Annotated in this window: 27 protein-coding genes; 18 read left to right on the top strand and 9 right to left on the bottom strand. The window is 57.0% G+C overall.

Going from position 1 to position 25,601, the window contains the following annotated elements; all coding sequences use genetic code 11:
- Positions 1 to 8 precede the first annotated feature (8 nt).
- A complete protein-coding gene (locus tag CKW31_RS01790) occupies positions 9 to 407 on the bottom strand; it encodes an acetyl-CoA sensor PanZ family protein (protein ID WP_095092674.1) in 399 nt (132 codons plus the stop codon).
- Positions 408 to 662: 255 nt separating this feature from the next.
- Here CKW31_RS01790 and CKW31_RS01785 point away from each other — a divergent pair, with 255 nt between their 5' ends.
- The 7 genes from CKW31_RS01785 (at position 663) to CKW31_RS01755 (ending at position 6,845) form a co-directional block, all read left to right on the top strand.
- Entirely contained in the window at positions 663 to 2,324 is a 1,662-nt protein-coding gene (locus tag CKW31_RS01785) for an OFA family MFS transporter (RefSeq protein WP_095092670.1), read from the top strand.
- 280 nt (positions 2,325 to 2,604) lie between these two features.
- The gene (gene hisB, locus CKW31_RS01780; RefSeq protein WP_027898918.1) at positions 2,605 to 3,198 is read left to right on the top strand and encodes an imidazoleglycerol-phosphate dehydratase HisB; all 594 of its coding nucleotides are present in this window, start codon (positions 2,605 to 2,607) and stop codon (positions 3,196 to 3,198) included.
- Positions 3,198 to 3,836 carry an imidazole glycerol phosphate synthase subunit HisH gene (gene hisH, locus CKW31_RS01775; protein ID WP_027898919.1) on the top strand — a complete coding sequence of 213 codons (639 nt, stop codon included), beginning with the start codon at positions 3,198 to 3,200 and terminating at the stop codon, positions 3,834 to 3,836. The genes hisB and hisH overlap by 1 nt, the downstream gene beginning before the upstream one ends.
- Positions 3,836 to 4,090, top strand: a complete 255-nt coding sequence (locus CKW31_RS01770; RefSeq protein WP_095092668.1) for a DUF2164 domain-containing protein — start codon at positions 3,836 to 3,838, stop codon at positions 4,088 to 4,090. The genes hisH and CKW31_RS01770 overlap by 1 nt, the downstream gene beginning before the upstream one ends.
- A gap of 120 nt (positions 4,091 to 4,210) precedes the next feature.
- Positions 4,211 to 4,948: a 1-(5-phosphoribosyl)-5-[(5-phosphoribosylamino)methylideneamino]imidazole-4-carboxamide isomerase gene (gene hisA / locus CKW31_RS01765; RefSeq protein ID WP_095092666.1), complete on the top strand. Its 738-nt coding sequence runs from the start codon at positions 4,211 to 4,213 to the stop codon at positions 4,946 to 4,948.
- Between the two features lie 131 nt (positions 4,949 to 5,079).
- Positions 5,080 to 5,850, top strand: coding sequence for an imidazole glycerol phosphate synthase subunit HisF (hisF, locus tag CKW31_RS01760; RefSeq protein WP_087265831.1), 771 nt, complete (start codon positions 5,080 to 5,082; stop codon positions 5,848 to 5,850).
- 287 nt (positions 5,851 to 6,137) lie between these two features.
- Entirely contained in the window at positions 6,138 to 6,845 is a 708-nt protein-coding gene (locus tag CKW31_RS01755) for an ABC transporter substrate-binding protein (protein WP_246475392.1), read from the top strand.
- A gap of 111 nt (positions 6,846 to 6,956) precedes the next feature.
- On the opposite strand, the gene CKW31_RS01750 is transcribed toward CKW31_RS01755, so the two are convergent.
- The 5 genes from CKW31_RS01750 to gpmI form a co-directional block, all read right to left on the bottom strand.
- Positions 6,957 to 8,399: a serine protease gene (locus CKW31_RS01750; protein WP_095092662.1), complete on the bottom strand. Its 1,443-nt coding sequence runs from the start codon at positions 8,397 to 8,399 to the stop codon at positions 6,957 to 6,959.
- A gap of 248 nt (positions 8,400 to 8,647) precedes the next feature.
- Positions 8,648 to 9,433, bottom strand: coding sequence for a divergent polysaccharide deacetylase family protein (locus CKW31_RS01745; RefSeq protein ID WP_095092660.1), 786 nt, complete (start codon positions 9,431 to 9,433; stop codon positions 8,648 to 8,650).
- Between the two features lie 3 nt (positions 9,434 to 9,436).
- The gene (locus tag CKW31_RS01740) at positions 9,437 to 10,759 is read right to left on the bottom strand and encodes a S41 family peptidase (RefSeq protein ID WP_095092658.1); all 1,323 of its coding nucleotides are present in this window, start codon (positions 10,757 to 10,759) and stop codon (positions 9,437 to 9,439) included.
- 30 nt (positions 10,760 to 10,789) lie between these two features.
- The gene (locus CKW31_RS01735; RefSeq protein ID WP_095092656.1) at positions 10,790 to 12,112 is read right to left on the bottom strand and encodes a murein hydrolase activator EnvC; all 1,323 of its coding nucleotides are present in this window, start codon (positions 12,110 to 12,112) and stop codon (positions 10,790 to 10,792) included.
- A gap of 142 nt (positions 12,113 to 12,254) precedes the next feature.
- Positions 12,255 to 13,787 (bottom strand): 2,3-bisphosphoglycerate-independent phosphoglycerate mutase, encoded by a 1,533-nt coding sequence (gene gpmI, locus CKW31_RS01730; protein WP_095092654.1) that lies wholly within the window; start codon positions 13,785 to 13,787, stop codon positions 12,255 to 12,257.
- A 205-nt stretch (positions 13,788 to 13,992) separates the two neighbouring features.
- Between gpmI and CKW31_RS01725 the strand changes: the two genes are divergently transcribed.
- From CKW31_RS01725 to secB, 3 genes are read left to right on the top strand one after another with little or no spacing between them, the layout of a single operon-like run.
- Complete coding sequence (locus CKW31_RS01725; protein WP_087265841.1) at positions 13,993 to 14,406, top strand: rhodanese-like domain-containing protein; 414 nt, start codon at positions 13,993 to 13,995, stop codon at positions 14,404 to 14,406.
- Position 14,407: 1 nt separating this feature from the next.
- On the top strand, positions 14,408 to 14,656 hold the full coding sequence (gene grxC / locus CKW31_RS01720) for a glutaredoxin 3 (RefSeq protein WP_027898929.1): 249 nt from the start codon (positions 14,408 to 14,410) through the stop codon (positions 14,654 to 14,656).
- A 49-nt stretch (positions 14,657 to 14,705) separates the two neighbouring features.
- Positions 14,706 to 15,194, top strand: a complete 489-nt coding sequence (gene secB / locus CKW31_RS01715) for a protein-export chaperone SecB (RefSeq protein WP_027898930.1) — start codon at positions 14,706 to 14,708, stop codon at positions 15,192 to 15,194.
- A 182-nt stretch (positions 15,195 to 15,376) separates the two neighbouring features.
- Here the strand turns inward: secB and trmL are convergent, their stop codons facing one another.
- On the bottom strand, positions 15,377 to 15,832 hold the full coding sequence (gene trmL / locus CKW31_RS01710) for a tRNA (uridine(34)/cytosine(34)/5-carboxymethylaminomethyluridine(34)-2'-O)-methyltransferase TrmL (protein WP_095092652.1): 456 nt from the start codon (positions 15,830 to 15,832) through the stop codon (positions 15,377 to 15,379).
- Between trmL and CKW31_RS01705 the strand changes: the two genes are divergently transcribed.
- The 7 genes from CKW31_RS01705 (at position 15,831) to CKW31_RS01675 (ending at position 22,565) form a co-directional block, all read left to right on the top strand.
- The gene (locus CKW31_RS01705) at positions 15,831 to 16,271 is read left to right on the top strand and encodes a hypothetical protein (protein ID WP_095092650.1); all 441 of its coding nucleotides are present in this window, start codon (positions 15,831 to 15,833) and stop codon (positions 16,269 to 16,271) included. The two genes, trmL and CKW31_RS01705, sit on opposite strands and share 2 nt — an antisense overlap.
- A gap of 900 nt (positions 16,272 to 17,171) precedes the next feature.
- Positions 17,172 to 18,545 (top strand): OprD family outer membrane porin, encoded by a 1,374-nt coding sequence (locus CKW31_RS01700; protein ID WP_095092648.1) that lies wholly within the window; start codon positions 17,172 to 17,174, stop codon positions 18,543 to 18,545.
- 167 nt (positions 18,546 to 18,712) lie between these two features.
- The gene (locus CKW31_RS01695; RefSeq protein ID WP_095092646.1) at positions 18,713 to 19,351 is read left to right on the top strand and encodes a peroxiredoxin; all 639 of its coding nucleotides are present in this window, start codon (positions 18,713 to 18,715) and stop codon (positions 19,349 to 19,351) included.
- Positions 19,352 to 19,708: 357 nt separating this feature from the next.
- Positions 19,709 to 20,674, top strand: a complete 966-nt coding sequence (locus CKW31_RS01690; protein WP_095092644.1) for a sulfonate ABC transporter substrate-binding protein — start codon at positions 19,709 to 19,711, stop codon at positions 20,672 to 20,674.
- A gap of 27 nt (positions 20,675 to 20,701) precedes the next feature.
- Positions 20,702 to 21,499, top strand: coding sequence for an aliphatic sulfonate ABC transporter permease SsuC (gene ssuC / locus CKW31_RS01685; RefSeq protein ID WP_095092642.1), 798 nt, complete (start codon positions 20,702 to 20,704; stop codon positions 21,497 to 21,499).
- Positions 21,496 to 22,311: an aliphatic sulfonates ABC transporter ATP-binding protein gene (ssuB, locus tag CKW31_RS01680; RefSeq protein ID WP_087265861.1), complete on the top strand. Its 816-nt coding sequence runs from the start codon at positions 21,496 to 21,498 to the stop codon at positions 22,309 to 22,311. The genes ssuC and ssuB overlap by 4 nt, the downstream gene beginning before the upstream one ends.
- Before the next feature lie 38 nt (positions 22,312 to 22,349).
- Positions 22,350 to 22,565, top strand: a complete 216-nt coding sequence (locus tag CKW31_RS01675) for a molybdopterin-binding protein (protein WP_020291765.1) — start codon at positions 22,350 to 22,352, stop codon at positions 22,563 to 22,565.
- 275 nt (positions 22,566 to 22,840) lie between these two features.
- Here CKW31_RS01675 and CKW31_RS01670 read toward each other — a convergent pair whose 3' ends face one another.
- Complete coding sequence (locus CKW31_RS01670; protein ID WP_095092640.1) at positions 22,841 to 23,680, bottom strand: alpha/beta fold hydrolase; 840 nt, start codon at positions 23,678 to 23,680, stop codon at positions 22,841 to 22,843.
- Between the two features lie 241 nt (positions 23,681 to 23,921).
- On the opposite strand from CKW31_RS01670, the gene CKW31_RS01665 reads away from it, so the two are divergent.
- On the top strand, positions 23,922 to 24,809 hold the full coding sequence (locus CKW31_RS01665; protein ID WP_095092638.1) for a LysR family transcriptional regulator: 888 nt from the start codon (positions 23,922 to 23,924) through the stop codon (positions 24,807 to 24,809).
- A 2-nt stretch (positions 24,810 to 24,811) separates the two neighbouring features.
- Here the strand turns inward: CKW31_RS01665 and CKW31_RS01660 are convergent, their stop codons facing one another.
- Positions 24,812 to 25,456 (bottom strand): TetR/AcrR family transcriptional regulator, encoded by a 645-nt coding sequence (locus CKW31_RS01660; protein ID WP_095092636.1) that lies wholly within the window; start codon positions 25,454 to 25,456, stop codon positions 24,812 to 24,814.
- Between the last annotated feature and the right edge of the window lie 145 nt (positions 25,457 to 25,601).

Raw genomic sequence — 25,601 nt, 5'->3', positions numbered from 1 at the left:
TTTTCCGGCTAATAGAGTACGAGCGGCATCTGGAGTTTGGCCGCTAGAGCCTGGACTTCGGGAGGTTCGGCGGTTGCCAGCAAGCGTAGCTCGCAACCTGACTCTCGGGCCGATTTTCGCACCTCGTTGACCAGTTGTTCAGCGAAACCTCTGCGGCGCGTGGGGTTGCGGACGCACAAATGCGACAGCTCCCAAACCGCATCATGGCGTTGCAGGCGTGCGGCGGCGACCAGTCGATCATTGAAGCGAGCCACGACCAGCGTAGTTTCCTCAAGACAGCTTTCGATCAGTTGCACCGCGTCAGCAAAAGGCGTGAACAGCCAGGAGGGTGCGTCCCGGTAAATCTTCTGCAAATCCGCCTGATCCTGATAGGTGGCCGACTGGAGAAACTCAACGACGATAGGCATGAAATGTCCTCTGGCGACGGGCGGCAGTGGCGATTGTGCCCTAAATACAAGAGGCAGAGCGCTGGCGTCAAAAAAAGTGATGTCAAAACGCCTTTTTTTAATTGACAGGTGATAATCTCGCGCCGTTCGTTAATCCGGTGCGTCTATTTGTCACGTATTCGGGAACTCTGCCGATAAAACGGTCGTTGCCTGCGTGCACGGAGGCTGTGGGTGGAACGTCGACACCTTGTGAGCATCTTTTCTGGGGATATAACAATGAGTACAAGCACTGCGTTGGGCGGTTCACCCGCACAGCCTGCGTTCTTGTCCAAAGAGCGCATCATCGCCAAGCCGGGTTTCAACCGCTGGCTCGTACCACCTGCGGCATTGGCTATCCACCTGTGCATCGGCATGGCGTATGGCTTCTCCGTGTTCTGGCTGCCGTTGTCCAAGGCAGTTGGCATTAAGGCTCCAGTAGCCTGTGCACCTGATATGAGCTTCTTCGCACAGATTTTCTCGTCTGCCTGCGACTGGCCCATCTCCATGCTGGGCTGGATCTACACCCTGTTCTTCATCTTCCTGGGCTGCTCGGCTGCCATCTGGGGTGGCTGGCTGGAACACGCAGGCCCGCGCAAGGCCGGTGTTGTATCGGCATTGTGCTGGTGTGGTGGTCTGCTGATATCTGCGTTGGGGATCTATACCCACCAGATATGGCTGATGTGGGTCGGCTCCGGAGTGATCGGTGGTATCGGTCTCGGGCTGGGCTATATCTCGCCGGTTTCGACCCTGATCAAGTGGTTCCCGGACAAGCGCGGTATGGCTACCGGCATGGCGATCATGGGCTTCGGTGGCGGTGCGATGGTAGGTGCTCCACTGGCCGCAGCGCTGATGAACCATTTTGCTTCGCCTGAGGGCGTGGGCGTCTGGCAGAGCTTCGTGGTGATGGCGGTGATCTACTTCATCTTCATGATCGGTGGCGCACTGTCTTACCGCGTTCCGCCAACCGGCTGGAAGCCAGAAGGCTGGACCGCTCCGGTCAAGAAAGCCAGCAACGCGATGATCACCAACCGTCACGTACACGTAAGCGTGGCCTGGAAAACGCCGCAATTCCGTCTGGTATGGCTGGTGCTGTGCCTGAACGTTTCGGCAGGTATCGGTATTCTCGGCATGGCTTCGCCGCTGCTGCAGGAAGTGTTCGCCGGTAAGCTGCTGGGCCTCGACCTGGCGTTCAACCAGCTTGATGCTGCTCAGTTGGGCCAGATCGCCGCCATCGCTGCGGGCTTCACCGGTCTGTTGAGCCTGTTCAACATCGGTGGTCGCTTCTTCTGGGCTTCGTTCTCGGACTACCTGGGTCGTAAAAACACTTACTTCGTGTTCTTCGCTCTGGGCTTCCTGCTCTACGCACTGGTGCCAAGCCTGAGCCACATGGGCAGCGTTGCACTGTTCGTCGCCGCGTTCTGCGTGATCCTGTCGATGTACGGCGGTGGTTTCGCAACGGTTCCGGCCTACCTGGCTGACTTGTTCGGTACCCAAATGGTTGGTGCGATCCACGGTCGTCTGCTGACCGCCTGGGCTGCGGCGGGCATCCTCGGTCCGGTTCTGGTCAACTACTTGCGTGAGTATCAGCTGAGCCACGGCGTTGCCCGTGCCGACGCTTACGATATGACCTTGTACATCCTGTCCGGTCTGCTGGTGCTAGGCTTCATCTGCAACCTGCTGGTTCGTCCGGTGGCCGACAAGTACTTCATGACTGATGAAGAACTGGCTGTCGAGCAATCCTACGGTATGGACAAAGGCGCGGATCACACCACCGTTCTTGAGTGGAAAGCCGATCCGGGCAGCAAGCCACTGGCTATCGCAGCCTGGCTGGCAGTAGGCATCCCGCTGGCGTGGGGCGTCTGGATCACTCTGCAGAAGACTGCGGTGTTGTTCCACTAAGCCGCTGTAGAGGCTAGCAACCCAAGCCTCAAGTTGGAACGCTGTATTGTGGGAGCGGTGCTTGCCCGCGATGAGGTCGACGCGATTCACTTTAGATCGCGTCCAGCCTTATCGCGGGCAAGCACCGCTCCCACATTTTCCTGATTTATTCGCACCAAAAAGCAGCATCCCTCCGTAATTCGTCGTCTTATCCCATTCCCTTCTTCTGTTTGCTTCATGCCAGCCTGTTCTGGGCCTATAATGCTCGCCTTTTTCGCCCAATGATTTTGCGGAGCTGGTGATGGCCGAACGTAAGGCGTACGTCGAGCGTAATACTCTGGAAACCCAGATCAACGCGTCGATCAACCTGGATGGCACCGGAAAGGCCCGATTCGATATCGGCGTGCCTTTTCTTGAGCACATGCTCGACCAGATCGCCCGTCATGGGCTGATCGATCTGGATATCAACTGCAAAGGCGACCTTGAGATCGACGATCACCATACGGTGGAGGACGTCGGTATCACTCTGGGTCAGGCTTTCAGCAAAGCTATCGGCGACAAGAAAGGTATTCGTCGTTACGGTCACGCCTACGTGCCGCTCGATGAAGCGCTGTCGCGTGTGGTCATCGACTTCTCGGGGCGTCCGGGCCTGCAAATGCATGTGCCGTACACCCGCGCCGTTGTTGGCGGCTTTGATGTGGACTTGTTCCAGGAGTTTTTCCAGGGCTTCGTCAACCACGCCAATGTGACGCTGCACATCGACAACCTGCGTGGTACCAACACTCACCACCAGATTGAAACCGTCTTCAAGGCGTTCGGTCGCGCACTGCGCATGGCGGTTGAGCTGGATGATCGCATGGCCGGGCAAATGCCTTCGACCAAGGGTGTGCTCTGATGCAGACAGTCGCGGTCATTGATTACGGCATGGGCAACCTGCACTCGGTTGCCAAGGCGCTTGAGCATGTGGGCGCTGGCCGGGTGCATATCACCAGCGACGCCAACGTGATTCGTGAAGCCGACCGCGTGGTGTTCCCCGGTGTCGGCGCGATTCGTGACTGCATGGCTGAAATCCGTCGCCTGGGCTTCGACTCGCTGGTGCGTGAAGTCAGCCAGGATCGCCCGTTTCTGGGTATCTGTGTCGGCATGCAGGCGTTGCTCGACAGCAGTGAAGAGAATGGTGGCGTTGACTGCATCGGCATGTTCCCCGGTCAGGTGAAGTTCTTCGGCAAGGATCTGCATGAAGACGGCGCGCATTTGAAAGTGCCGCACATGGGCTGGAACGAGGTGGCGCAGGCGGTGGATCATCCTCTGTGGCACAGCATTCCGGACATGGCGCGTTTCTACTTCGTGCACAGCTTCTACATTGATGCGGCCAATCAGCGTCAGGTTGTCGGTCGCGGTCACTATGGCGTCGACTTTGCCGCGGCGCTGGCTGACGGTTCGCGCTTTGCCGTACAGTTTCACCCGGAGAAGAGCCATACCCATGGCCTGCAGTTGCTGCAGAACTTCGCCGCGTGGGACGGTCGTTGGTAATGGCCCGAGGTAAAAAGCAACCGATCCTGTTGTTGAATCCAGACCAGGAGGCGCTTGCGGTGGACAAGCTCAAGCGGTTGTTTCTGGATCGCTTCGAACTGGAGCTTGGCTCGTTTGAGGTGACCGAAGTGCTTGAGTTTCTGACCACGGAAATCGCCCCTTTGTATTACAACAAAGCGGTTGCCGATGTGCAGGAGGTGCTCCATGACCGATTTGCGAGCATCGAGATTGACCTGTGGGCGCTTGAAAAATAATTAAACATAAGTAGGAACGGCTTTAGCCGCGAGCTGTGTCGCGAGTTGATGGCCCTCGCGGCTAAAGCCGCTCCTACGACGGTTCCGTTAAACGGGCCTTATCAGGACGAAGGAAAAAGCATGCTGATCATCCCCGCTATCGATCTCAAAGACGGTGCCTGTGTGCGTCTGCGCCAGGGCCGGATGGAAGATTCCACTGTGTTCTCCGACGACCCGGTTGCCATGGCTGCCAAGTGGGTCGAGGGCGGTTGCCGTCGTCTGCATCTGGTTGACCTGAACGGCGCGTTCGAAGGTCAGCCGGTCAACGGTGACGTGGTCACTGCCATTGCCAAGCGTTATCCGACCCTGCCGATCCAGATCGGTGGCGGTATTCGCTCGCTGGAGACCATCGAGCACTACGTGAAAGCGGGCGTGAGCTACGTGATCATCGGCACCAAAGCCGTTAAAGAACCCGAGTTTGTTGCTGAGGCCTGCCGCGCATTCCCTGGCAAAGTGATCGTCGGCCTGGATGCCAAAGACGGTTTCGTGGCGACTGATGGCTGGGCTGAAGTCAGCACTGTGCAAGTGATCGACCTCGCCAAGCGCTTCGAGGCGGATGGCGTGTCGGCCATCGTTTATACCGACATCGCCAAAGACGGCATGATGCAGGGCTGCAACATCCCGTTCACGGCTGCGCTAGCTGCGGCTACGCGGATCCCGGTCATTGCTTCCGGTGGCATCCACAATCTGGGTGACATCCGTGCTTTGCTGGATGCCAAGGCACCGGGGATCATCGGCGCTATTACCGGCCGGGCGATTTACGAAGGCACGCTGGATGTGGCTGAAGCTCAGGCGTTGTGTGACGGCTACCAGCGCTAAGCTATTTCGGTAGGAGCGAACTTGTTCGCGAGGCGCTCCGTCAGTCTAAATAGATGCAGACTGACCCTACGTCTCGCGAACAAGTTCGCTCCTACCAGGATCCCGGCAGGATAAAAATCGGAGATAACCCAATGGCCCTGGCCAAACGCATCATCCCTTGCCTGGACGTCGACAACGGTCGTGTGGTCAAGGGCGTTAAGTTCGAGAACATCCGTGACGCTGGCGACCCCGTTGAAATTGCGCGTCTGTACGATGAGCAGGGCGCTGACGAAATCACCTTTCTGGACATCACTGCCAGCGTTGATGGCCGCGACACCACGTTGCATACCGTGGAGCGCATGGCCAGCCAGGTGTTTATCCCGCTGACCGTCGGCGGTGGCGTGCGCACCGTGCAAGACATTCGCAACCTGCTCAATGCCGGTGCCGACAAGGTGTCGATCAACACTGCTGCGGTGTTCAATCCCGAGTTCGTTGCCGAGGCTGCTCAGCATTTCGGTTCGCAATGCATCGTCGTTGCCATTGATGCCAAGAAGGTTTCGCTGCCAGGTGAAACCCCGCGCTGGGAAATCTTCACCCACGGCGGCCGTAAGCCAACAGGTCTGGACGCTGTTCTTTGGGCCAAGAAGATGGAAGACCTGGGCGCGGGCGAAATCCTGTTGACCAGCATGGATCAGGACGGCATGAAGAACGGTTTCGATCTGGGTGTAACCCGAGCAATCAGTGACGCTCTGGGTATCCCGGTCATCGCCTCGGGTGGTGTCGGCAACCTTCAGCATCTGGCAGACGGCGTTATTGAAGGCCACGCCAGCGCCGTATTGGCGGCGAGCATTTTCCATTTCGGCGAATACACCGTGCCGGAAGCCAAAGCCTACATGGCCGCGCGCGGGATTGTGGTTCGCTAGAATTCACTTCCCCACACTGTAGGAGTGAGCTTGCTCGCGATAGCGGTAGATCGGTTGAGAAATTATCGTCTGACCTGACGCTATCGCGAGCAAGCTCACTCCTACAGTTCATGTCGCCTCTAAGCTTAATCTCGCTTATGTGGGCAATGCGCCATGTGTGCTGGACAAGCGCTTTTGAGCGCTGCACTCTGTCTGCCGTCAGCGTATGGAGAGCGCCAATGTTCAAATCTCGTTTTATTGCCCTAACGGCCTTCAGCGCTTTGGTTTTCAGCGCCACTGAGGCTGCAATGGCCGATGACGCCATTGAGGCACCGGGACGCGACTCCATTGTGCTGATGACCGAAAATCTGCCGCCTTACAACATGGCAATTGACGGCAAAAATTTCGCTCAGGAAAGCAACATTGAAGGCATCGCCGCGCAAGTGGTGCGCGAGACATTCAAGCGCGCAGGAATCAGCTACAGCATGACGTTGCGCTTCCCTTGGGAGCGTATCTACAAGCTGGCCCTGGAAAAACCTGGTTATGCGGTGTTTTCAACAGCGCGTTTGCCTGAGCGGGAAAAGCTTTTCAAGTGGGTTGGGCCAGTGGGTTCCTACGACTGGATACTGCTCGCCCGTGGCGACAGCCCTATCAAACTGACCAGTCTGGAGCAGGCCAAGGCTTATCGGATCGGTGCTTACAAAGGTGATGCCATCGGCGAGCGGCTTCTGGCCCAGGGACTGAATCCCATCCTGTTGCTGCGCGATCAGGACAACGCCAAAAAACTCGTCAACGGCCAGATTGACCTATGGGCGGCGGGCGATCCGACCGGACCTTATCTGGCCAGAATAGAAGGCGTCACCGGCCTCAAGACCGTGCTGCGGTTCAACCACGCTGATCTGTACCTTGCGCTCAACAAGGCGACGCCCGATGACGTGGTGAACAAGTTACAGGCGTCGCTGGACCAGCTACGGGCGGAAGGGGTTGTGGATAAGATTCTGTCCCAATATCGCTGATACCCAAACCAGGCGCCGCTCCCAGGTTGACCTTGATCTCAAGCTCATGATTGACCCGGTCGATCCCGCTGGTATTACGCTTCCAGGCAAACACAGCATTTCCTGCACGGCTTAGCCAGCTTCAGATTTCATCTTCTCCAAAACATCCTCCCGCACCGCGGATGGTTGATCCGCATGGTCATAGGCATAGGTGCAGATTTTCACCGGCAGTTGATTGGGCTTTACATAGAGTGTGCGCCACGCCCCCCTGTACCCACCCGGATCATCGCAGGCTGTGGTCTGAGCGGGGCCGAATTTGAAGGTTTGTCTGCTGACCAAACTTGGATCGTAATCCCATTTGATGATGTACCTGCCAGAGCGCTGAGTGAACTGCACCTGAGCGGGACTGGCCGGGCCTGCCGCCTGAAGCTCTGTGGCGAATGTCAACGCATTGCGCATCAGTCCGGGAGACGGGCGTTCATCGCCTGATTTGATGCCCAGCAAGCACAGCATATGGGTGCCGGTTTGCGGACCGATTTGGTCGATTACTCGGGCGTTTGTGGCTTCAATCGCGTGGCTGTAGTCATTCGGGTTCTCGCATTCAATGGCCTCGCGCACAGTTTTAAAGCGATAGAACGGTTTATCGATGCTGAACGCGACATTCCAGTCGGGGTAGATTTCCTTGCCGTCTGGGGCAAGTCTGACCTTGGTGTAACGGAGAATATGGCCGACAGGCTCGACTGAGAACGTGGGGAAGAGCGGGCAGATCTCCGGATCGGTGCTGAGCTGGCCTGCAACGAAGCAGGGGCGCAGGTAACTGATGGGGTTGCCGAAGTTGCCTTCGGACGGAGTCACGGTGTTGATGACGGCAAATACCCGATTGTTGTCGCGAGTCAGGGCAGGGCTGCCGGAACTTCCCTCTTTGAGATCCTTGCACTGGTTTTTCACCGTATGGCGCCAGACCCACGGTTGCACGATAAGCGCCCCGGATGGCTGATGAGTGCAAGCGGCCGATCGCAGATAAGGGTTCTGGAATGCCAGAGGTGCGCCGACGATGAGGATGTTCGTGTCAGCTTGCGGAGTTTTCTCGGCTATCTGCAAGGGCTCGATTCCGGCTGCGATCAGGGACTCAAGCGAGGCTTGCAGCTCCACAATCGCCAGATCCACGCCTTGCATGCTGCTCCAGTTGACCCGCTTGAGAGGATAGCGCTGTTGATGCTCGACCGTATCGGCAAAGTAGTTGAACGTGACAGTTCCGGTCACCTGATGGTCAGTGATAATCACGCCGTTATTCTTTCTATACAGGCAATGGCCACTGGTGAGCACATAGGCTGGCGCAGAGGCCTCATTATTGACTGAGCGAGTGTCGATCAACGTCGCAGTGCAAGACCGGCCAGTGTCGCTCTCAATCCGTCCGATGCCTCTCCAGTGATCATTTTGACCCTTCTGGTTGGCCAGGACTCTGGAGGGCGACAGGTTTTCCAGCCCGTCGCCGAAGTCTTTGGTGTGCGCGCCAGCAGCCCAGAAGCACACGGCGAATGCGCAACCGGTAAGCGCGGAGAATTTTGTTTTCATGACTGTCCTTGCGTTGAAACCCCGACATGGGGAAGTCAGCGCATGTAGCCAGTAACGCGATGGGGAGGTGCGTTAACTATTGACCTGATACGTCAGTGGCTTTATCGCGAGCAAGGACACGTTTTTCAGCCTTACCACAAAGATCTGCAGGAGCGACCGGGCGAGCCACCGCAAGGGAGCGATGATGTCCGCCTGACACAGCGCCTCGCGAACAAGTTCGCTCCTACCGTACTTGGTGAACCCGATCTTTACCGATAAATCCCGTTCTTGCCGTGCGCGGCCGTCGCCTGATTACCCCGCACGCTGATCATCTGACGCAGGTCGATCCACTCAATGCCCTGTGCCTTCAGATGCGGGAGCTCGCGTTCAAGCACGTCGAGCGTGACAGGGTAAGGATGACCAATCATCACGGCTGAACCCTGTTTGCGAGCCAGTTCAATGGCGATTTTCAATTGCCGGGTAATGGCCTCAGGCGTGCGTTCATCATCAAGAAATACATCCCGTGACACGCTGGCTAATCCGATCTTTTGCGCCTCGGCTGCCGCAACGGTTTTCGCGCTGGTACGGCTGTCGACAAAAACCAGATGGCGACGCTGAAGCTCGGCCATCAACCATGCCATGGCAACCGGCTCGGCGGTCATGCGGCTGCCCATGTGGTTGTTGATGCCAGCAGCGTAGGGGACCTTAAGCAGCGCAGCGTTCAGTCTGCTTTCCAGCTCGGTAAGGGGGAGTTCTGGATGCCAGGCATACGGGCCGGTCGCCGGGTCCATGGGCATGTGCAGAATGACGATCTTGCCAGCACGATGCCCCTGACGAGCAAACTCGGTGGCGTGAGGTGTATCCGGCATGATCGCCAGCGTCACGGGGCCGGGGAGGGCAAGCACGCGCTGATCCCGGGCCGGATTCTGGCCCAGGTCATCAATGATCAGTGTGAGGAAGGCAGGTTTGTTGGCCTGGGTAGCTGGCGCCGCGTGAGCAACGCCAGTGAGTACGCAAAATGCGGCCAGCAACCAATGGGACAGGAACACACGCATCGTTTAATTGCCGCGTGTGATACTCAGGCCCTTGAGCAGGCTTAGAGCCTGGCTGAGCTGGAAGTCATCATCCTGCGGACGTGCCTTGGCTGCGCCGCCTTTGACCGTTGGTTTGTCCGCGCCGCCGTTGCCGTTGCCCAGGTGGCCGAGCAGATCGGCTTCCTTGTACGCTTCGCCGTCAGCTTCGTTGGTGACCTTGGCGCGACGCACCACGATATCCGGGTTGATGCCCTGAGCCTGAATGGAACGACCGTTAGGCGTGTAATACAACGCCGTAGTGATTTTCAAGGCGCGGTCATTGTTCAGCGGCAACACGGTTTGCACCGAGCCTTTACCGAAGCTGTCGGTGCCCATCAGGATGCCGCGCTTCTGGTCTTGCAAGGCGCCAGCAACGATTTCCGAGGCCGAGGCACTGCCGCCGTTGATCAGCACCACCAATGGTACGCCTTCGCTGGCATCGGCCGGATCGGCCGAGAAGCGCAGTTCGGAGTTGGCAATACGGCCTTTCGTGTAAACGATCAGGCCCTTGGTCAGGAAGTGGTCAGCCACTTCAACCGCCGACTGCAATACGCCGCCAGGGTTGTTCCGCAGGTCAAGAATCAACCCGCTCATTTTCTTGCCGTTGTCTTTGCGGAACTTGGCCAGCGCTTTGCCGACCTCGTCCCCGGTTTTCACCTGGAACTGGGTAATGCGGATATAGCCGTAGCCGTTCTCCAGCATCTGTGCCTTGACGCTCTTGACCTGAATGGTCGCGCGGGCCAACGTCACGTCGAACGGGTTACCGCCATCGCGAACAAGTGTCAGAGTGATCTTCTCACCGATCTTGCCGCGCATCTTGTCGACCGCTTCCTGCATGGTCTGACCTTGCGTCGGTGCGCCGTTGATCTTGACGATCAAATCACCGGCCTCGATGCCTGCCTTGGATGCCGGGGTGTCGTCGATAGGGGAGACGACTTTCACGAAACCATCTTCGACGCCGACTTCGATGCCCAGTCCGCCGAACTCGCCGCTGGTGCTTTCCTGCAGCTCCTGAAAGTCTTCAGGGCCCAGATACGCCGAATGCGGGTCGAGGTTGCTGAGCATGCCTTTGATGGCGTTCTCCAGCAGCGTCTTGTCGTCCACTGGTTCGACATAAGCGGCTTTGACCCGGTCCATGACCTCGGCGAAGGTGCGCAGCTCGTCGAGCGGCAGCGGTGCTTTGGCGGTGTTCGCAGCAGCCGGGGTAGTGGCTGGCGCAGCTTTGACTTCTGCAGCCTGAGCCAGTGGAGCGCCGATAACGACGGCAATAGCCAGGGCCAGCGAGGTGAGGCGGGACAGATACGGCATGTCTAACGAACTCCTGAAGGTGGAACCGACTTATCCTTGAGTGCGGCACCATTGGGCCGGATCACTAGGGCGACCCTGCTGACGAATAGCGAAATACAACGCCGGTGTGTCCTGTCCACCACTGTTGCCTACAGTGGAGATGGCTTCACCGGCTTTGACAATGTCGCCGGCTGCCTTGAGCAATGTCTGATTGTGACCATACAGACTCAAATAACCGTTGCCATGGTCGAGAATGACCAGAAGCCCGGCGCCGCGCAACCAGTCTGCGAAGACCACCCGACCGCCGTGTACAGCATGAACCTGACTGCCCGCCGAAGCGCTGATCATCACGCCGTCCCAGGTGGAACGAGCGTCATCACCGCGGGCTTCACCGAAGCGTGCAAGTAATCGACCATCAACAGGCCAGGGAAGTTTGCCTTTGACTGCAGAGAAAGCTCCGCCGTATGAAGCGCCAGCACTGGAAACCATGGCGCCAGGCGCTTTGGCCGGACGTTTTGGTGCATCATCGCTGTCGGTTCTGCTGCTGCTCTTGCTACTGTTGTTGGCTTGCGCTTGGGCTTCGCGCTGACGTTTTTCTTCAGCCTCACGTTCAGCGACCAATGCTTTCTGTCTGGCTTCTTCAGCCTCTTTGGCCTGACGCGCCAGAGTTTCCTCAATGGTTTTCAGAACCTTGCCCAGCTCGGCTTGTTCCTGCTGCCGCGCTTGCAGCTTCTGATCTCGCGACTTGTAGTCCTGATTAAGCTTGGCCAGCGCCGTCTGGCGTTCCTGGCGAACTTTGTCGAGTTCTTCGTGCTGAGTTTCCAGCGAGCTTTTCTGAACCAGCAGTTGCGCCTGTTGCAGGTCGATATCTTTTTCAACGCCCGCGAGCTGGCGCAGTGTTTCATTGAAGGTACGCAACTGAGTCAGGCGCGCCTGACTCATGTAATCGTAATAGGTCAGCGTCCGGGCGAATTTTTCCGGATGTTGTTGATTGAGCAATAGCTTCAAGTATTCCTGACGACCGCTTTGATAAGCCGCCCGTGCCTGAATGGCGATCAGCCGCTGTTGCTCAACGCGTGCGCTCTGGAGTTTGCTTTTTTCCTGGTTGAGCCGATTGAGCTCGGCTTCGGTCTTTTTTAGTTCCTTTTGCAGGACCTCGACCTGCTTTTCCAGCTTACCCATCTCGGTTTCAGTACCGCGCAGGTCCTTCTGGACGCCGGCTTTCTCTTTCTGCAAGTCGCCCAGAGCCTTTTGCAGCTCGGTGACATCCTGACGCGCTGCGTCAATCTGTTTCTGTGTGAGCGCCCGCTGATCGTCGGCAAACGCCGGATTGAGCAGGCAGATCAAAGCAAGGGTGATCAAGGCGCGAAGCATGAGGGTGGGCGATACCGAGGAATTGTGAAAAAAAGTGTCAGGCTTAGTATGCCCGCCACACGCTGCAAAAAAAACGCCTCGTATGAGGCCTGACAAATAAAAACCGGCATGTGGCTAGGCGACATGCCGGTGTGTAGCGTTTTTACGCGTCAACAAGGATCGAATGGCCGGTCATTTCTTCCGGCTTTTCCAGACCCATGAGTTTCAGCATGGTGGGTGCGACATCGGCCAGCACTCCGCCTTCACGCACTTGCAGATTGCGCTTGCCTATATAAACGAAAGGCACTGGCTCGGAAGTATGTGCGGTGTGCGCTTGCCCGGTATGGTCATCAGTCATTTGCTCGACGTTGCCATGGTCAGCGGTCAGCAGCGCTTCGCCGCCAACTTTTTCCAGCGCATCGGTGATGCGCCCGACGCAGACGTCCAGACATTCAACGGCCTTGACTGCCGCTTCCATGATGCCGCTATGGCCGACCATGTCGCCGTTGGCATAGTTGACGATAATCACGTCATAACGCTGGTGTTCGATGGCATCGACGATTTTGTCGGTGACTTCCGGCGCGCTCATTTCTGGCTGCAGGTCGTAGGTCGCGACTTTCGGCGACGGGATCAGGATGCGCTCTTCGCCCAGGAACTCTTCTTCGCGGCCGCCCGAGAAGAAGAAGGTCACGTGAGCATATTTTTCGGTTTCCGCGATGCGCAGTTGGGTCTTGCCGTTGGCGGCCAGGTATTCACCCAGCACGTTTTTCAGGCTGCCAGCTGCAAACGCGGACGGCGCAGGAATGCTCGCTGCGTACTGAGTCAACATCACATAGTTGACCTTAGGCTGGCGGGCGCGCTCGAAATCCTTGAAGTCGTCTTCGACGAATACCCGGGTGATTTCCCGGGCACGGTCGGCACGGAAGTTCATGAACACCACAGCGTCGCCGTCTTCCACGGTGACCTTGTCACCGATGCTTGTGGCTTTGACGAACTCATCGTTTTCGCCGCGCTCGTAGGCGGCTTCAAGACCGGCCACGCTGCTCGCCGCATGAAACTCCGAGGCACCGTCAACGATCAGGTTGTAGGCCGCGGCTACACGGTCCCAGCGGTTGTCGCGGTCCATGGCGAAGTAGCGCCCGATGATGCTGGCGATCCGGCCTTTGCCCAGGCGGGCGAAAGTGGCGTCCAGCAGCTCAAGGGATTTTTGCGCGCTGCGTGGTGGCGTATCGCGACCGTCGAGGAAGGCATGCAGATAGATTTTCTCTGCGCCACGCTGGGCGGCCAGTTCTGCCATGGCCACCAGATGATCCTGATGGCTGTGAACGCCACCGTCCGACAGCAGGCCGAGAATATGCACGGCCTTACCCGCACCAACAGCTTTATCTACCGCGCTACAGATAGTCGGGTTCTGGAAGAACTCGCCATCACGAATGGCTTTGGTGACGCGGGTGAAATCCTGATAAACCACGCGCCCGGCACCCAGGTTCATGTGGCCGACTTCGGAGTTGCCCATCTGACCGTCCGGCAGACCGACATCCATACCCGAACCTGAGATCAGGCCGTTTGGCATCGTCTTGTACAGGCGGTCCATAACCGGCATTTTGGCTGCCAGGATGGCGTTGCCCTCATGGCTCTCGCTGTGTCCGAAGCCGTCCAGAATGATCAGGACCAAAGGTTTTGGCGTGGTAGTCATAGATCCCACTCGTGCTAAAAAAGTAAGTTGGAGTACAGACCGGCATTTTAGGGGCTGTTGATCTGCAATTGCGAGCCGCGATACCGGAGTTATCGGTTCTGGCGCGATGTCATGTGGGCTTGATCGACCTCATTGTCTGACGGGCTTTGGCCGACCTTGGCTGCTGTGTATACTGGCCGACATTTTAACGCCCTGGAACCTACTGATGCTTCAGCACCTGCTTGCTTTTGCTACCAACCACTATTTGATCACTGGCGCTTTCATCATTTTGCTGGGGATGCTGATCGCCTACGAATTGAGCAAGGGCGGTCGCAGCCTGAGCACCGGTGAGCTGACCGCGCTGGTCAACAAGGATCAGGCCGTGGTCATCGATATCCGCTCCACCAAGGATTACGCCGCAGGCCACATCGTGGGAGCGTTGAACTTCCCGAACGACAAGGTTCTGACCCGCACCAGCGAGCTGGAAAAGTACAAGGCCAAGACCCTGATCATCGTCGATGCCATGGGCCAGCAGGCTGGCTCCGTCGCACGCGAACTGCTCAAATCGGGCTTTACGGCTGCCAAGCTGTCCGGCGGTGTATCCACATGGCGTGCAGATAACCTGCCTTTGGTGAAGTGATATGGCTGAAGTCATCGTCTATTCCAGCGATTATTGCCCTTACTGCACTCGCGCCAAGCAATTGTTGCAGAACAAGCATGTGGCTTTCGAAGAGATCAGAGTCGATGGCAAGCCGCAAGTTCGCGCCGAAATGGTGAAAAAATCCGGCCGTACTTCCGTCCCGCAGATATGGATCGGTACGACCCACGTAGGCGGATGCGATGATCTTTTTGCCCTGGAGCGCGCAGGCAAGCTTGATGAGCTGCTCTGAGCCTGACTCCAACCCCCTTTCCAGAACTTAAACGCTAAAAGGACCCGAGATGACTGACCAACCGACCAACGGCACCGCTACCAACGAAGAAGATGCACCGCAATTCTCGCTGCAGCGCATCTATGTTCGCGACCTGTCGTTCGAAGCGCCAAAAAGCCCTGCGATCTTCCGTCAGGAATGGACCCCTACCGTCAGCCTCGACCTGAACACTCGTCAGAAGCCGCTGGAAGGTGATTTCTACGAAGTGGTTCTGACCTTGTCGGTTACCGTTAACAACGGTGACGAAGTGGCTTTCATCGTTGAAGTCCAGCAAGCCGGTATCTTCCTGATCAAAGGCCTGGATCAAGGTTCGATGAGCCATACGCTGGGTGCTTTCTGCCCGAACATTCTGTTCCCGTATGCGCGCGAAACCATCGACAGCCTGGTCGTCCGCGGCTCGTTCCCGGCGCTGATGCTGTCCCCGGTGAACTTCGATGCTCTGTACGCGCAAGAACTGCAACGCATGCAAGCTGCTGGCGAAACACCTACTGTTCAGTAAGTGTTGTAGCCGGACCCAAAAAAGCGCCTTTTGAGGCGCTTTTTTGTGGGTGTTGGGTGATGAGGCTTCTATGGGCCTGGGCGTTGTCTCTGTATCTGTATGAGCTGCCGAAGGCTGCGATGGCGGTATGTCAGGATAAACGCTTCGCAGCCTTCGGCAGCTCCTACGAAAGCTACGCGTCGTCAGGCAAATCCCAACTGCCGCCAACCTTCATACACCGCCACGGCGACCGTGTTGGACAGGTTCAGGCTCCGACAACCCTCGCGCATCGGCAAACGCAGGCGCTGATCGCCGGGAAGGGCGTCGAGTATGTCAGCGGGCAGGCCGCGACTTTCCGGGCCGAACAGGAAGGCGTCGCCCTCCTGAAAGCTGGCGTAGTGGAAGGGGCGTGAGCCTTTTGTGGTAAAAGCGAACAGCCGCGGATGACCGATGCTTTCCAGGCAACTGGCCAGGTCGGGATGGGTCTGCAAAGTGGCGAACTCGTGATAATCGAGTCCGGCGCGGCGCAGGCGCTTGTCATCCAGTTCGAAGCCTAAGGGCTCGATCAAATGCAGGGTGCTGCCGGTATTGGCGCACAGCCTGATGACGTTGCCGGTATTCGGCGGAATTTCTGGTTGAAAAAGGATGACGTGAAACATGCACGGCTCCGAGCTGAAGAATGGGGAGCATTCTACCCCCGAAGAGGACCCGCGGCCGAAGCTATGGCCAAAGGTTCTGGGTTCGCTGGCAATTGTCGGGCTGTTGGTCGGCTTGATGATCGGGCGTCTTACCGAGCCGACTCCGCTGGAATTGCTGCAGATCGAGGAGCAGCAGACCGGGCTGGCACTGTGGTTCAACCGTGAACCCGAGGTTATGCCTGAGCATGTGGACGGAACGTTTGCCATGCGCTTTACGGCCAAAGGTCAGCCGTGGAGGGGGCAATTGAAGGTTAACGGGAAGGACGTGCGCTGGAAGCTGGAGCGGGACAAGAAGGATTTGCTGCTAACTCTGCTGGCGGCCCGCCCTCTGCATGGCGACTTGCGCGGTGCAGAGCTGGACGGGCGCTGGAGACTGGAGGTCAGTCTCCGAGAGGAATAAAAGAGGGGAATCCCCGGCCTGCCTGTACCAAGGTCCCCAAAACTGGTGATACGTAACCTATTGCAGGCGTCGTGCCAGTTTTTGAAATTTCTGCTTTCAAAAATATTCACCAGTACTTCCTGGGAGGCCAAAGCCCCTGCTTGTGGGGCTTTCAGGGTGTTTCATTCATTTATCAGAATCGTGTTCAGCGCTCATTCAGCCAGGCTGGAATGAATAGGCGCGTGTTTTGCTGCGCGCGAAAATCGCATCGTTATGGTGCAAGTTTTGCCAGCCATGCACGCTTTTAACGATTCGCCGTTAGTGCCGCCACGACAACGATTTTCCAGTTTTGTTCGCGGCGAGCGTGCTCAACCCCTCCTGAATACCCCCCAAAACTGTCCGACAGAAGGGCTTTAAACAGCCGTTTCAAATATTTTTTGATACAGAATTCAGATGGCTGGAAGCAAGTGGTGACAACTGTAACAATTGGTGCTGTACCCTCTGCGCCTCAATGACTACGGGGCTTTGAGTGTTTTCGGAGCGGTTTTGGGTGGGCTGATTTCTAAAGGCAGGCGGTTTGCTTTTCGCTTTCCATTCGACCAGTCAGAATGATCTGACGAATGGCAGTGAAATATTATTTAGGAATTAGTGAAACAGCTCGATACACTCAAGGACGGATGGATCCGACAGGGTGTGTGGCATATAACCGACAGGTCTTAAAAGCTCAGCAATAATTCTTTTTCGATTTGTTAAATGTTCACTACCCTGCGACCACCGTGACCGGTGGGTCATTGGTCTTGAGGCGCTGGTTAACCATTGGCTTCGGTCGGGTTTGGCGCTAACCGTAAATTTTTGGGTCAGAGCGTCCCAGGGCCTCGGCACCAGAAATTATAAAAAATTAAGATTCACGAGGAGCGATTCATGAAGAAGTCCACTCTGGCCATGGCTGTAGCCTTCGGCGTTATGGCTCAGCAGGCCGGTGCAGCAGGTTTTATTGAAGACAGCAAAGCGTCCGTTAGTTCGCGGACCCTGTATTTCAACAACGACCCCCGTGAAGGCACTGGTAACCGTACCGAAGAAACAGCAACGGGTCTGAAATTCGATTACCTGTCCGGTTTCACCCAAGGCACAGTCGGCTTCGGTCTTGACGTTCAAGCGCTGGTGGGTGTTCACCTTGACGGTGGTCGCGGTCATCACGGCGTTAACGGTGCCATCACTCCTAGCGAAGACTTCGCAACCAAGGACGGCCAAGCTACTGCCAAGTCCGTTGACGAGTGGACTCGTATTGGTGGTAACGCCAAGGCTCGCTTCTCGAAAACCGAACTTCGCATTGGTAACGCGTTGGCACCAAACCTGCCAATTCTCGTTTCCAACGATGGTCGATTGCTGCCAGCTGCCTTTCAAGGCGGCATCGTAACTTCTAAAGAGCTGGACGGTGTTACCTTCACCGCTGGCCAACTGGACAAGAGCATTGGCCGTGCGTCGAGCAACTGGACAGGGTTGTCCGTCGACGGCGCGACTGAAGAAAGCGATCACTTCCGTTTTGCTGGTGCTGACTGGAAAGTCACCAAAGACCTGACTTTGCAGTACTACTTCGCCAACCTGGAAGACTTCTACAAGCAGCACTTCCTGGGTCTGGTTCACGTATTGCCACTGGGTGAAGATCAGTCCTTCAAGACTGACCTCCGCTACTTCAACAGCAGTGCTGACGGCAAGAACGACGACGCTACCGCTGGTTATCGCTTCAACAACAACAGCGGTTACGCCAAGAACGCTGGCCAAGTTGATAACAGCACCTGGTCGGCAATGTTCACCTATGCATTGGGTGGCCACGCGCTGATGGTTGGTCACCAGCAAGTTGGTGATGACGGCGGTATGGTCTTCCTGAACCAGGGTAGCCTTACTAATGACCGCGGTCGCAACGAAGGTAACGGTGGTTCGAGCTTCTACCTCTTCACTGACTCCATGATCAACGGTTTCAACCGTGCTGGTACTAATACTACCTTCGGTCAATACTCCTACGACTTCGCACGTGTAGGCGTTCCGGGCCTGAAAGCCGCAATCGCTTACCTGCATGGCGATGACATTCGTGGCAACACCAATGCTACCCGCAACAACGATTACTCTCAGTGGGAACGCGATATGCGCATTGACTACGTGATCCAGAGCGGTGTGCTGAAAGGTTTTGGTACTACGCTGCGTCATGGTTCGTACCGTGCCGATGCTGGTCTGAACGGCGCAACCGATGCCGATCAAACCCGTTTGATCTTCAACTACACCTACGCTTTCAAATAAGCCGGGTCAGTTGAAAAGGAACCCCGCTTCGGCGGGGTTCTTTTTGCCCAAAATTTGATATCTCCAAACGCTATATTCAAAGCGTTATCTATTCTTTTTAATTTCTAGCGAAGGCGCGCAGAGTGGCTTCAATGAATGAGCACACATCACAACAAGGAGCCACATCCATGAGCTTGCGACTTGGCGATATCGCCCCTGATTTTGAACAGGATTCCAGCGAAGGTCGTATCCGGTTTCACGAATGGCTGGGTAACAGCTGGGGCGTGTTGTTCTCCCACCCCGCTGACTTCACCCCGGTTTGCACCACCGAATTGGGCTTTACCGCCAAGCTCAAGGACGAGTTCGCCAAGCGCGGCGTGAAGGCCATTGCGCTCTCGGTTGACCCGGTCGACTCCCACGTGAAGTGGATCGACGATATCAACGAAACCCAGAACACCCGAGTCAATTTCCCGATCCTGGCCGATGCGGATCGTAAGGTGTCCGAGCTTTACGACCTTATACACCCCAACGCCAGTGAAACCCTGACCGTACGTTCCCTCTTCGTAATCGATCCGAACAAGAAGGTGCGTCTGACGATCACCTACCCAGCCAGTACCGGGCGTAACTTCAACGAAATTCTGCGGGTCATCGACTCTTTGCAACTGACCGACAATCACAAAGTCGCCACGCCTGCCAACTGGGTCGATGGTGATGACGTGGTGATCGTGCCTTCGCTCAAGGATGAAGACGAGATCAAGCAACGCTTTCCTAAAGGCTACAGAGCCGTCAAACCGTACCTGCGTCTGACGCCACAGCCTAATCGCTGAATCACCCTTCCACGACAGATGGGGTTGCTCTTGATAGGGCATACGGGCCGATTAGTCGGCCCTTTTTTATGCCTGAAATAACACAAGCACCAGTTGGAGCGAGGCTTGCCCGCGAACCGGCCACCTCGGCTTTTTCAGATGCACCGCTTAATCGTTCTTCGCGGGCAAGTCGGATTGCCGCCCACTCGCTCCAACAGGATTTCACATATATGCATTTAAAGAATAAACAAATGAAAAAATAAGATTTATGGATATAAAAAATCACTGATATGGTCAGTGCAATTCAACAAAACCCTCACACCTTACTCGTCCGCCAACGGTCCAGCAGGTGCCACTGAATTAGCAAAGGAGCGCGCCATGCGCACAGCTATTTTGCGTCAAGGTTTGGTCGCTCTGTTTGCCGCAGCGGTCGCCTTTGGCGCTGTAACCCAGGCACAGGCCGAGACCCTGCGGATCGGTTATCAGAAATACGGCACGCTGGTGCTGCTCAAAGCCAAGGGCACGCTGGAAAAGCGCCTGGCCGAGCAGGGCGTGCAAGTGCAATGGACCGAGTTCCCTGGTGGTCCACAGTTGCTTGAAGGTCTGAACGTCGGCTCCATTGATTTTGGTGTGACGGGCGAAACGCCGCCGGTGTTTGCCCAGGCCGCGGGTGCTGATCTGGTGTATGTCGCTTACGAGCCGCCTGCGCCGACCAGCGAAGCGATTCTGGTACCCAAGGACTCACCCATCACTTCTGTTAAAGAACTCAAAGGCAAGAAAGTCGTCCTCAACAAAGGCTCCAACGTGCATTACCTGTTGGTAAAAGCCCTTGAAGATGCTGGCCTGAAATACACCGATGTCCAGACCGTTTTCCTGCCGCCAGCCGATGCCCGCGCGGCATTCGAGCGTGGCAGTGTGGATGCCTGGGTGATCTGGGATCCCTACCAGTCAGCTGCCGAGCAGCAACTGCAAGCGAAAACCCTGCGAGATGGCACCGGGATTGTGGATAACCACCAGTTCTATCTGGCGACCAAGCCTTATGCCCAGAAAAACCCGAAAGTCGTTCAAGCGCTGATTGAAGAAGTTCGCGCGGTAGGTGAGTGGTCCAAGGCTCACCCCGAAGAGGTGACCAAACAGGTCGCGCCACTGCTTGGTCTGCCTGCGGATATCACCCTGACTTCGGTCAAACGCCAAGGCTACGGAGCGCTGTTCCTCACGCCGCAAGTGGTTGCCTCGCAGCAAAAAATCGCTGATACGTTTTATCAGCTCAAGTTGATTCCAAAGCCGCTGAACATCGCGGATGTGGTCTGGACGCCGCCCGCCGCAGTCGCGAAAGCGCCGTAATCAGCCGGACCATGAGGAGACAACTCCATGAGCACTAACGCTTCGCAACGAGCAATCCAGCGCCTCGCACCCTGGGCTCTGCCGATTCTGCTGCTGGCTATCTGGCAGCTATCGGTCAGCGCTGGCTGGCTGTCCACTCGCATTCTGCCTGCGCCGAGCGCGGTCATTGAGGCGGGTGTGAACCTGGTTTCCAGTGGTGAGATCTGGACCCATCTGGCAATCAGCGGCTGGCGTGCTGGTGTCGGTTTCGCCATCGGTGGCGGCATCGGCCTGGCACTGGGTTTTATCACCGGCTTGTCAAAATGGGGCGAGCGCCTGTTGGACAGCTCGGTCCAGATGATCCGTAACATCCCGCACCTGGCGCTTATCCCGCTGGTGATCCTGTGGTTCGGCATCGACGAAACCGCCAAAATTTTTCTGGTCGCACTGGGCACCTTGTTCCCGATTTACCTGAATACCTATCACGGGATTCGCAACATTGATCCGGCGCTGGTCGAGATGTCCCGCAGCTATGGTTTGTCCGGCTTCGGTCTGTTCCGGCACGTGATTCTGCCGGGGGCGATGCCTTCGATTCTGGTCGGCGTGCGCTTCGCGCTGGGCTTCATGTGGTTGACGCTGATCGTCGCGGAAACGATTTCTGCCAGCTCCGGTATTGGTTACCTGGCAATGAACGCCCGGGAATTCCTGCAAACCGACGTGGTGGTGCTGGCCATCGTGCTGTACGCAATACTGGGCAAGCTGGCCGACCTGGCCGCGCGTGGTCTGGAGCGAGTTTGCCTGCGCTGGCACCCGGCCTATCAAGTGACTAAAGGCGGTGCCGCATGAGCAGCTTGAAACAGCAACAGCCCGCGCATCTGCTGCGCGGCATCCCTCTGGCGGTGCAACAGCTGAAGAAAGCCTTTGGCAGCCGTGAAGTGTTGAAGAACATCGACCTGCACATTCCGGCCGGGCAGTTCGTCGCCGTTGTCGGTCGCAGCGGTTGCGGCAAAAGTACGCTGCTGCGTTTGCTGGCCGGCCTGGACAAGCCTACTGCCGGGCAACTGCTCGCTGGCTCTGGAAAGCTGGCAGATGCCCGCGAAGACACCCGGTTGATGTTCCAGGAAGCACGTCTGCTGCCGTGGAAAAAGATCATCGACAACGTTGGCCTCGGTCTCAGCGGTGACTGGCGTGGAAAAGCGCTGGAAGCTCTGGAGGCGGTCGGCCTGGCCGAACGTGCCGAGGAATGGCCTGCTGCATTGTCCGGTGGCCAAAAGCAGCGTGTGGCGCTGGCCCGTGCGTTGATTCACCAGCCGCGCTTGCTGTTGCTCGATGAGCCACTGGGCGCGCTGGATGCCTTGACCCGCATCGAGATGCAGCAATTGATTGAAAACCTCTGGCGCAAACATGGCTTCACCGTGTTGTTGGTGACCCATGACGTCAGCGAAGCGGTAGCGATTGCGGACCGCGTGATTCTTATCGAGGAAGGGCGTATCGGCCTGGACTTGCTGGTTGATCTCCCGCGTCCACGTGCCCGCGGCTCGCATCGCTTGGCCAATCTGGAAGCGCAAGTGCTCGAACGAGTGCTGTCGCTGCCCGGCTCGCCGCCTGAACCTGATCCCGTTTCACCGCTGCCCACGCAACTGCGTTGGGCCAATTAACCGACCGTTAGCAATCCATCCCACACAGGAAGATCATCATGACTATTAAAGCCATCAACGTTCGTAACCAGTTCAAAGGCACCATCAAGGAAATCGTCGAAGGCGACGTACTGTCGGAAATCGACGTACAAACTGCTTCAGGTATCGTGACTTCGGTGATCACCACTCGCTCGGTAAAAGAGCTGGAGCTAGTGGTTGGCAGTGAAGTGATCGCGTTCGTGAAGTCCACCGAGGTTTCCATCGCCAAGCTGTGACCGATGCGCAAAAAACAACCCCGGACGGTGATGACTCTCCGGGGTTTTTTGTGTCCGACGACACCGCGATATCTAACAACAAACACTTCGCCTGGCTTGGTCCCATCAAACACAAAATATAAACCACTGAATAGACGCGTTTGTGTGGGAGCGGTGCTTGCCCGCGATAAGAACACCGCGATTTACCCTTCAGACCGCGTCGACCTTATCGCGGGCAAGCACCGCTCCCACATTGAACCGAGTTGCCGCACCATAGCGCGGTGGCGACGGAAAACTCATCCGTGCTTGTGGATAAACACACTGGCCTTCTCGGCGAACATCAGCGGCTGGTCTTCCATCAGAAAGTGTCCCGCATTGTCGATTATCTGCACTATCGAGTCAGGAATGTCGCCGTGCAAACGGTGGGCATAACTTGATGGTTGCCATTCATCTTCGGCGCCCCAGAGGATCTGCACCGGAATGTTCAGCCTGGGCAGACGTTGCGCGAAGTCTTCGGTGTAGCGCGAGTCGTAATGCGCTACCTGGTTCTTGTAAAAACCTTGCTGGCCGATCAGGCCGGTGATCGGCGCCAGGTAGGCTTCAAGCACCTCGCCCTCCATGATGCTTTTGTTGAAAACCGCCATGCGCAATTGCCGGATCATTAATTGCCGATGTTCGTCTGCGTTCATGACCGCGTGTTCGGCGTAGTGCGTGCGGATATGTTGCCAGCTTGCAGAGGGCCACGAGTCATAGCTGACGATATCGGCAATGGTCAGGGACAGGAAACGTTCAGGTGCATCGATCGCCAGCCGTAGCGCAACGCCTCCGCCAATGTCATGGGCAATCATATGCGTTTGCTCCAGCCCCCAGTGATCCAGCAACTGCTCCAGCAGGATCCGTTGGGCCGCGACCGAGGTGTCCTGATCTTGCGGAAACTCCGAGGCGCCAAAACCCAGCAGATCGAACAGGTGCACTTTCAGCCCGGCAGCCACCAGTTCTGGGACGACTTTGCGCCAGATAATCGAGTGTGCGGGCGTGCCGTGCAGCAGGACAACCGGCAGCCCTTCGCCGTGACACCCGGTGGCGATGCGTCGCCCATCGATGATCACGTGTTGATTGAGCAGTGGATTGTTCATGAGCGTGGTCTCCGAGACGTTGATGATGGATTCAGCGTATCGAAGGGGTATTCATGACGCCAATGACAACTTATGCTGCTGGAATTCGATTTTTGTCATGTTGATGTGAACGGTCTGATGCATATCTGTAGGACCGGCTTTAGCCGGGAGGAGGGCATTTCAGGCGAAGGCTTATAGCGATAAACAGGACTTCTCGCGGCTAAAGCCGCTCCTACGACGAATTCGCTTATAAGGATAATTTGTGAACCAACGCCTCCCCATAGACGTCCTTCGGGCGCTGCGCAGCATTGTCGAACTGGGCAGTGTCACCCGCGCGGCTGAAAGCCTGAACCTCACGCAATCAGCGGTCAGTTGGAAGATCAAGCGGCTGGAGAAGCAGCTTGGGCGAGATCTGATCCGTCGTGAAGGCCAGCGTCTGGTTGCAACCAGCGACGGTGCCGAGCTGCTGATTCATGCGCGGCGCATCCTCAATTCTCACGACGAGGCGCTGGCACTGTTTGCTCCGTCTACCCTGGAAGGCACCGTCCGGCTGGGCGTGACCGAGCAGGCTTCGCTCGCCCAACTGTCACCGATACTGGCGAAGTTCTCCAGGCAACACGGCAATGTCGACGTTCGTGTTGTCGTCGAACAGAGTCAGGCGCTGCGCGAGTCGCTGGTCAACGGTGCGCTGGATATGGCTTTGCATCAGGATTTCGCTCACGGGTTGAGTGCTGAAGATCACTTGTTGTGGAGCGAACGGCTGAACTGGTGCGTGCCTGCCGGTTGGGAATATAACCCTGATACCACCGTCGCTCTCGTGACCTACGGGGCGGGATGTTTCTACGGCAATCTGGCGCAGGACCGACTTCAGGCCGCGGGTATTCGCTGCAAGGTGGCGGTGCAGTGCCCCTCGACTGAAGGCGTGTTGTCGGCCATATCGGCAGGCTTGGGCATCGGGTTGGTGACGGCGAGCAATGTCGACAAGCGCGTCGAGATCAGTCGTGCTTTTGAGCACAATATGCCGCTGCCAGACGTGGCCAATGTGTTGCGTTTTAGCCAGCGCAAACACGATCCGGTGTTACAGGCATTGCAGCAGATGCTGGCTCAGACCCTAACGCGTGTCAGGGAGGAGTCGCCCATTCCTGCATGAAGCTAAGTCGTCAAGGGGCGCTCTCTTTTCGGTAGGTAAGGCGGCAAATAAATACCCACGTACGCATCAAATACCCGCATCCCTTCTTCGGCCATGCGCGGGGTTATCTGGTCATGCAGTTGCATGGAGCGTGCATACACACGGTCGCCCAGCTCCATGGCCAGGGCGAACACGTCGACATCCGTCGGTAGCACCGGCAGCGCGAAGTGTCTGTCAAAGACCTCCAGCATCAAGTGCCCCAGCTCGATGTCATGCTGACGATCCGCCTGAGTGATTTCGGTCAGGCCATGCTGGGCCAGAATCAACTGGCGCGCAGCGGCGTCAGCGTTGTAGATATCCAGCATGCGCTGCTCGACCAGGCGGGACAGATCACGCCACGTGTTGAGTTCTGCATGTTCAATAGGGGCTTGCAGGCTGGCACGGAAGGCTGCATGGATGTCGGCGGTCAGCGCTTCCAGCAGGGCGGGAACGCTGGCGAAAAAGTGGTAAACCGAAGACGGCGGAATCTGTGCCCGTTCGGCCACGCTGTAGATCGACAGACTCGCTACGCCCTCAGTGGCAAGCAGTTCGCGTGCAGCATCAAGAATCGAATCGATTCGGGCCTGGCTGGCTGCGCGGGGTTTGCGGGGCGTGATGGGGCGGGTCATGTGACGGTCTCGTGGGCGGGGACTTGTGGGATTGTAATGGAATTTGGCGTGGGACCGGCTTTAGCCGAGAAGGCTGCATTCCTGGCGATAAGATTTGCTGAATGTACCGACCTCTTCCCGGCTGAAGCCGGTCCCACGACACAAA

Origin of the sequence: Pseudomonas sp. Irchel 3A5 (assembly GCF_900187575.1) — a bacterium.
Classification (GTDB): Bacteria; Pseudomonadota; Gammaproteobacteria; order Pseudomonadales; family Pseudomonadaceae; genus Aquipseudomonas; species Aquipseudomonas folii.
This window is presented reverse-complemented; position numbering and strand designations above follow the sequence as displayed.

What these genes read in the sequence shown, in the direction of transcription:
- CKW31_RS01740 (WP_095092658.1), bottom strand. Translation starts at nt 10,759, where the DNA reads ATGCCGTATCTGTCCCGCCTCACCTCGCTGGCCCTGGCTATTGCCGTC.
- CKW31_RS01735 (WP_095092656.1), bottom strand. Translation starts at nt 12,112, where the DNA reads ATGCTTCGCGCCTTGATCACCCTTGCTTTGATCTGCCTGCTCAATCCG.
- CKW31_RS01770 (WP_095092668.1), top strand. Translation starts at nt 3,836, where the DNA reads ATGGCCCGAGGTAAAAAGCAACCGATCCTGTTGTTGAATCCAGACCAG.
- CKW31_RS01670 (WP_095092640.1), bottom strand. Translation starts at nt 23,680, where the DNA reads ATGAACAATCCACTGCTCAATCAACACGTGATCATCGATGGGCGACGC.
- ssuC (WP_095092642.1), top strand. Translation starts at nt 20,702, where the DNA reads ATGAGCACTAACGCTTCGCAACGAGCAATCCAGCGCCTCGCACCCTGG.
- CKW31_RS01705 (WP_095092650.1), top strand. Translation starts at nt 15,831, where the DNA reads ATGCACGGCTCCGAGCTGAAGAATGGGGAGCATTCTACCCCCGAAGAG.
- grxC (WP_027898929.1), top strand. Translation starts at nt 14,408, where the DNA reads ATGGCTGAAGTCATCGTCTATTCCAGCGATTATTGCCCTTACTGCACT.
- hisB (WP_027898918.1), top strand. Translation starts at nt 2,605, where the DNA reads ATGGCCGAACGTAAGGCGTACGTCGAGCGTAATACTCTGGAAACCCAG.
- CKW31_RS01700 (WP_095092648.1), top strand. Translation starts at nt 17,172, where the DNA reads ATGAAGAAGTCCACTCTGGCCATGGCTGTAGCCTTCGGCGTTATGGCT.
- trmL (WP_095092652.1), bottom strand. Translation starts at nt 15,832, where the DNA reads ATGTTTCACGTCATCCTTTTTCAACCAGAAATTCCGCCGAATACCGGC.
- CKW31_RS01750 (WP_095092662.1), bottom strand. Translation starts at nt 8,399, where the DNA reads ATGAAAACAAAATTCTCCGCGCTTACCGGTTGCGCATTCGCCGTGTGC.
- CKW31_RS01675 (WP_020291765.1), top strand. Translation starts at nt 22,350, where the DNA reads ATGACTATTAAAGCCATCAACGTTCGTAACCAGTTCAAAGGCACCATC.
- hisA (WP_095092666.1), top strand. Translation starts at nt 4,211, where the DNA reads ATGCTGATCATCCCCGCTATCGATCTCAAAGACGGTGCCTGTGTGCGT.
- hisF (WP_087265831.1), top strand. Translation starts at nt 5,080, where the DNA reads ATGGCCCTGGCCAAACGCATCATCCCTTGCCTGGACGTCGACAACGGT.
- CKW31_RS01660 (WP_095092636.1), bottom strand. Translation starts at nt 25,456, where the DNA reads ATGACCCGCCCCATCACGCCCCGCAAACCCCGCGCAGCCAGCCAGGCC.
- CKW31_RS01755 (WP_246475392.1), top strand. Translation starts at nt 6,138, where the DNA reads ATGGCCGATGACGCCATTGAGGCACCGGGACGCGACTCCATTGTGCTG.
- CKW31_RS01690 (WP_095092644.1), top strand. Translation starts at nt 19,709, where the DNA reads ATGCGCACAGCTATTTTGCGTCAAGGTTTGGTCGCTCTGTTTGCCGCA.
- gpmI (WP_095092654.1), bottom strand. Translation starts at nt 13,787, where the DNA reads ATGACTACCACGCCAAAACCTTTGGTCCTGATCATTCTGGACGGCTTC.
- CKW31_RS01785 (WP_095092670.1), top strand. Translation starts at nt 663, where the DNA reads ATGAGTACAAGCACTGCGTTGGGCGGTTCACCCGCACAGCCTGCGTTC.
- CKW31_RS01790 (WP_095092674.1), bottom strand. Translation starts at nt 407, where the DNA reads ATGCCTATCGTCGTTGAGTTTCTCCAGTCGGCCACCTATCAGGATCAG.
- CKW31_RS01725 (WP_087265841.1), top strand. Translation starts at nt 13,993, where the DNA reads ATGCTTCAGCACCTGCTTGCTTTTGCTACCAACCACTATTTGATCACT.
- CKW31_RS01745 (WP_095092660.1), bottom strand. Translation starts at nt 9,433, where the DNA reads ATGCGTGTGTTCCTGTCCCATTGGTTGCTGGCCGCATTTTGCGTACTC.
- CKW31_RS01695 (WP_095092646.1), top strand. Translation starts at nt 18,713, where the DNA reads ATGAGCTTGCGACTTGGCGATATCGCCCCTGATTTTGAACAGGATTCC.
- hisH (WP_027898919.1), top strand. Translation starts at nt 3,198, where the DNA reads ATGCAGACAGTCGCGGTCATTGATTACGGCATGGGCAACCTGCACTCG.
- ssuB (WP_087265861.1), top strand. Translation starts at nt 21,496, where the DNA reads ATGAGCAGCTTGAAACAGCAACAGCCCGCGCATCTGCTGCGCGGCATC.
- secB (WP_027898930.1), top strand. Translation starts at nt 14,706, where the DNA reads ATGACTGACCAACCGACCAACGGCACCGCTACCAACGAAGAAGATGCA.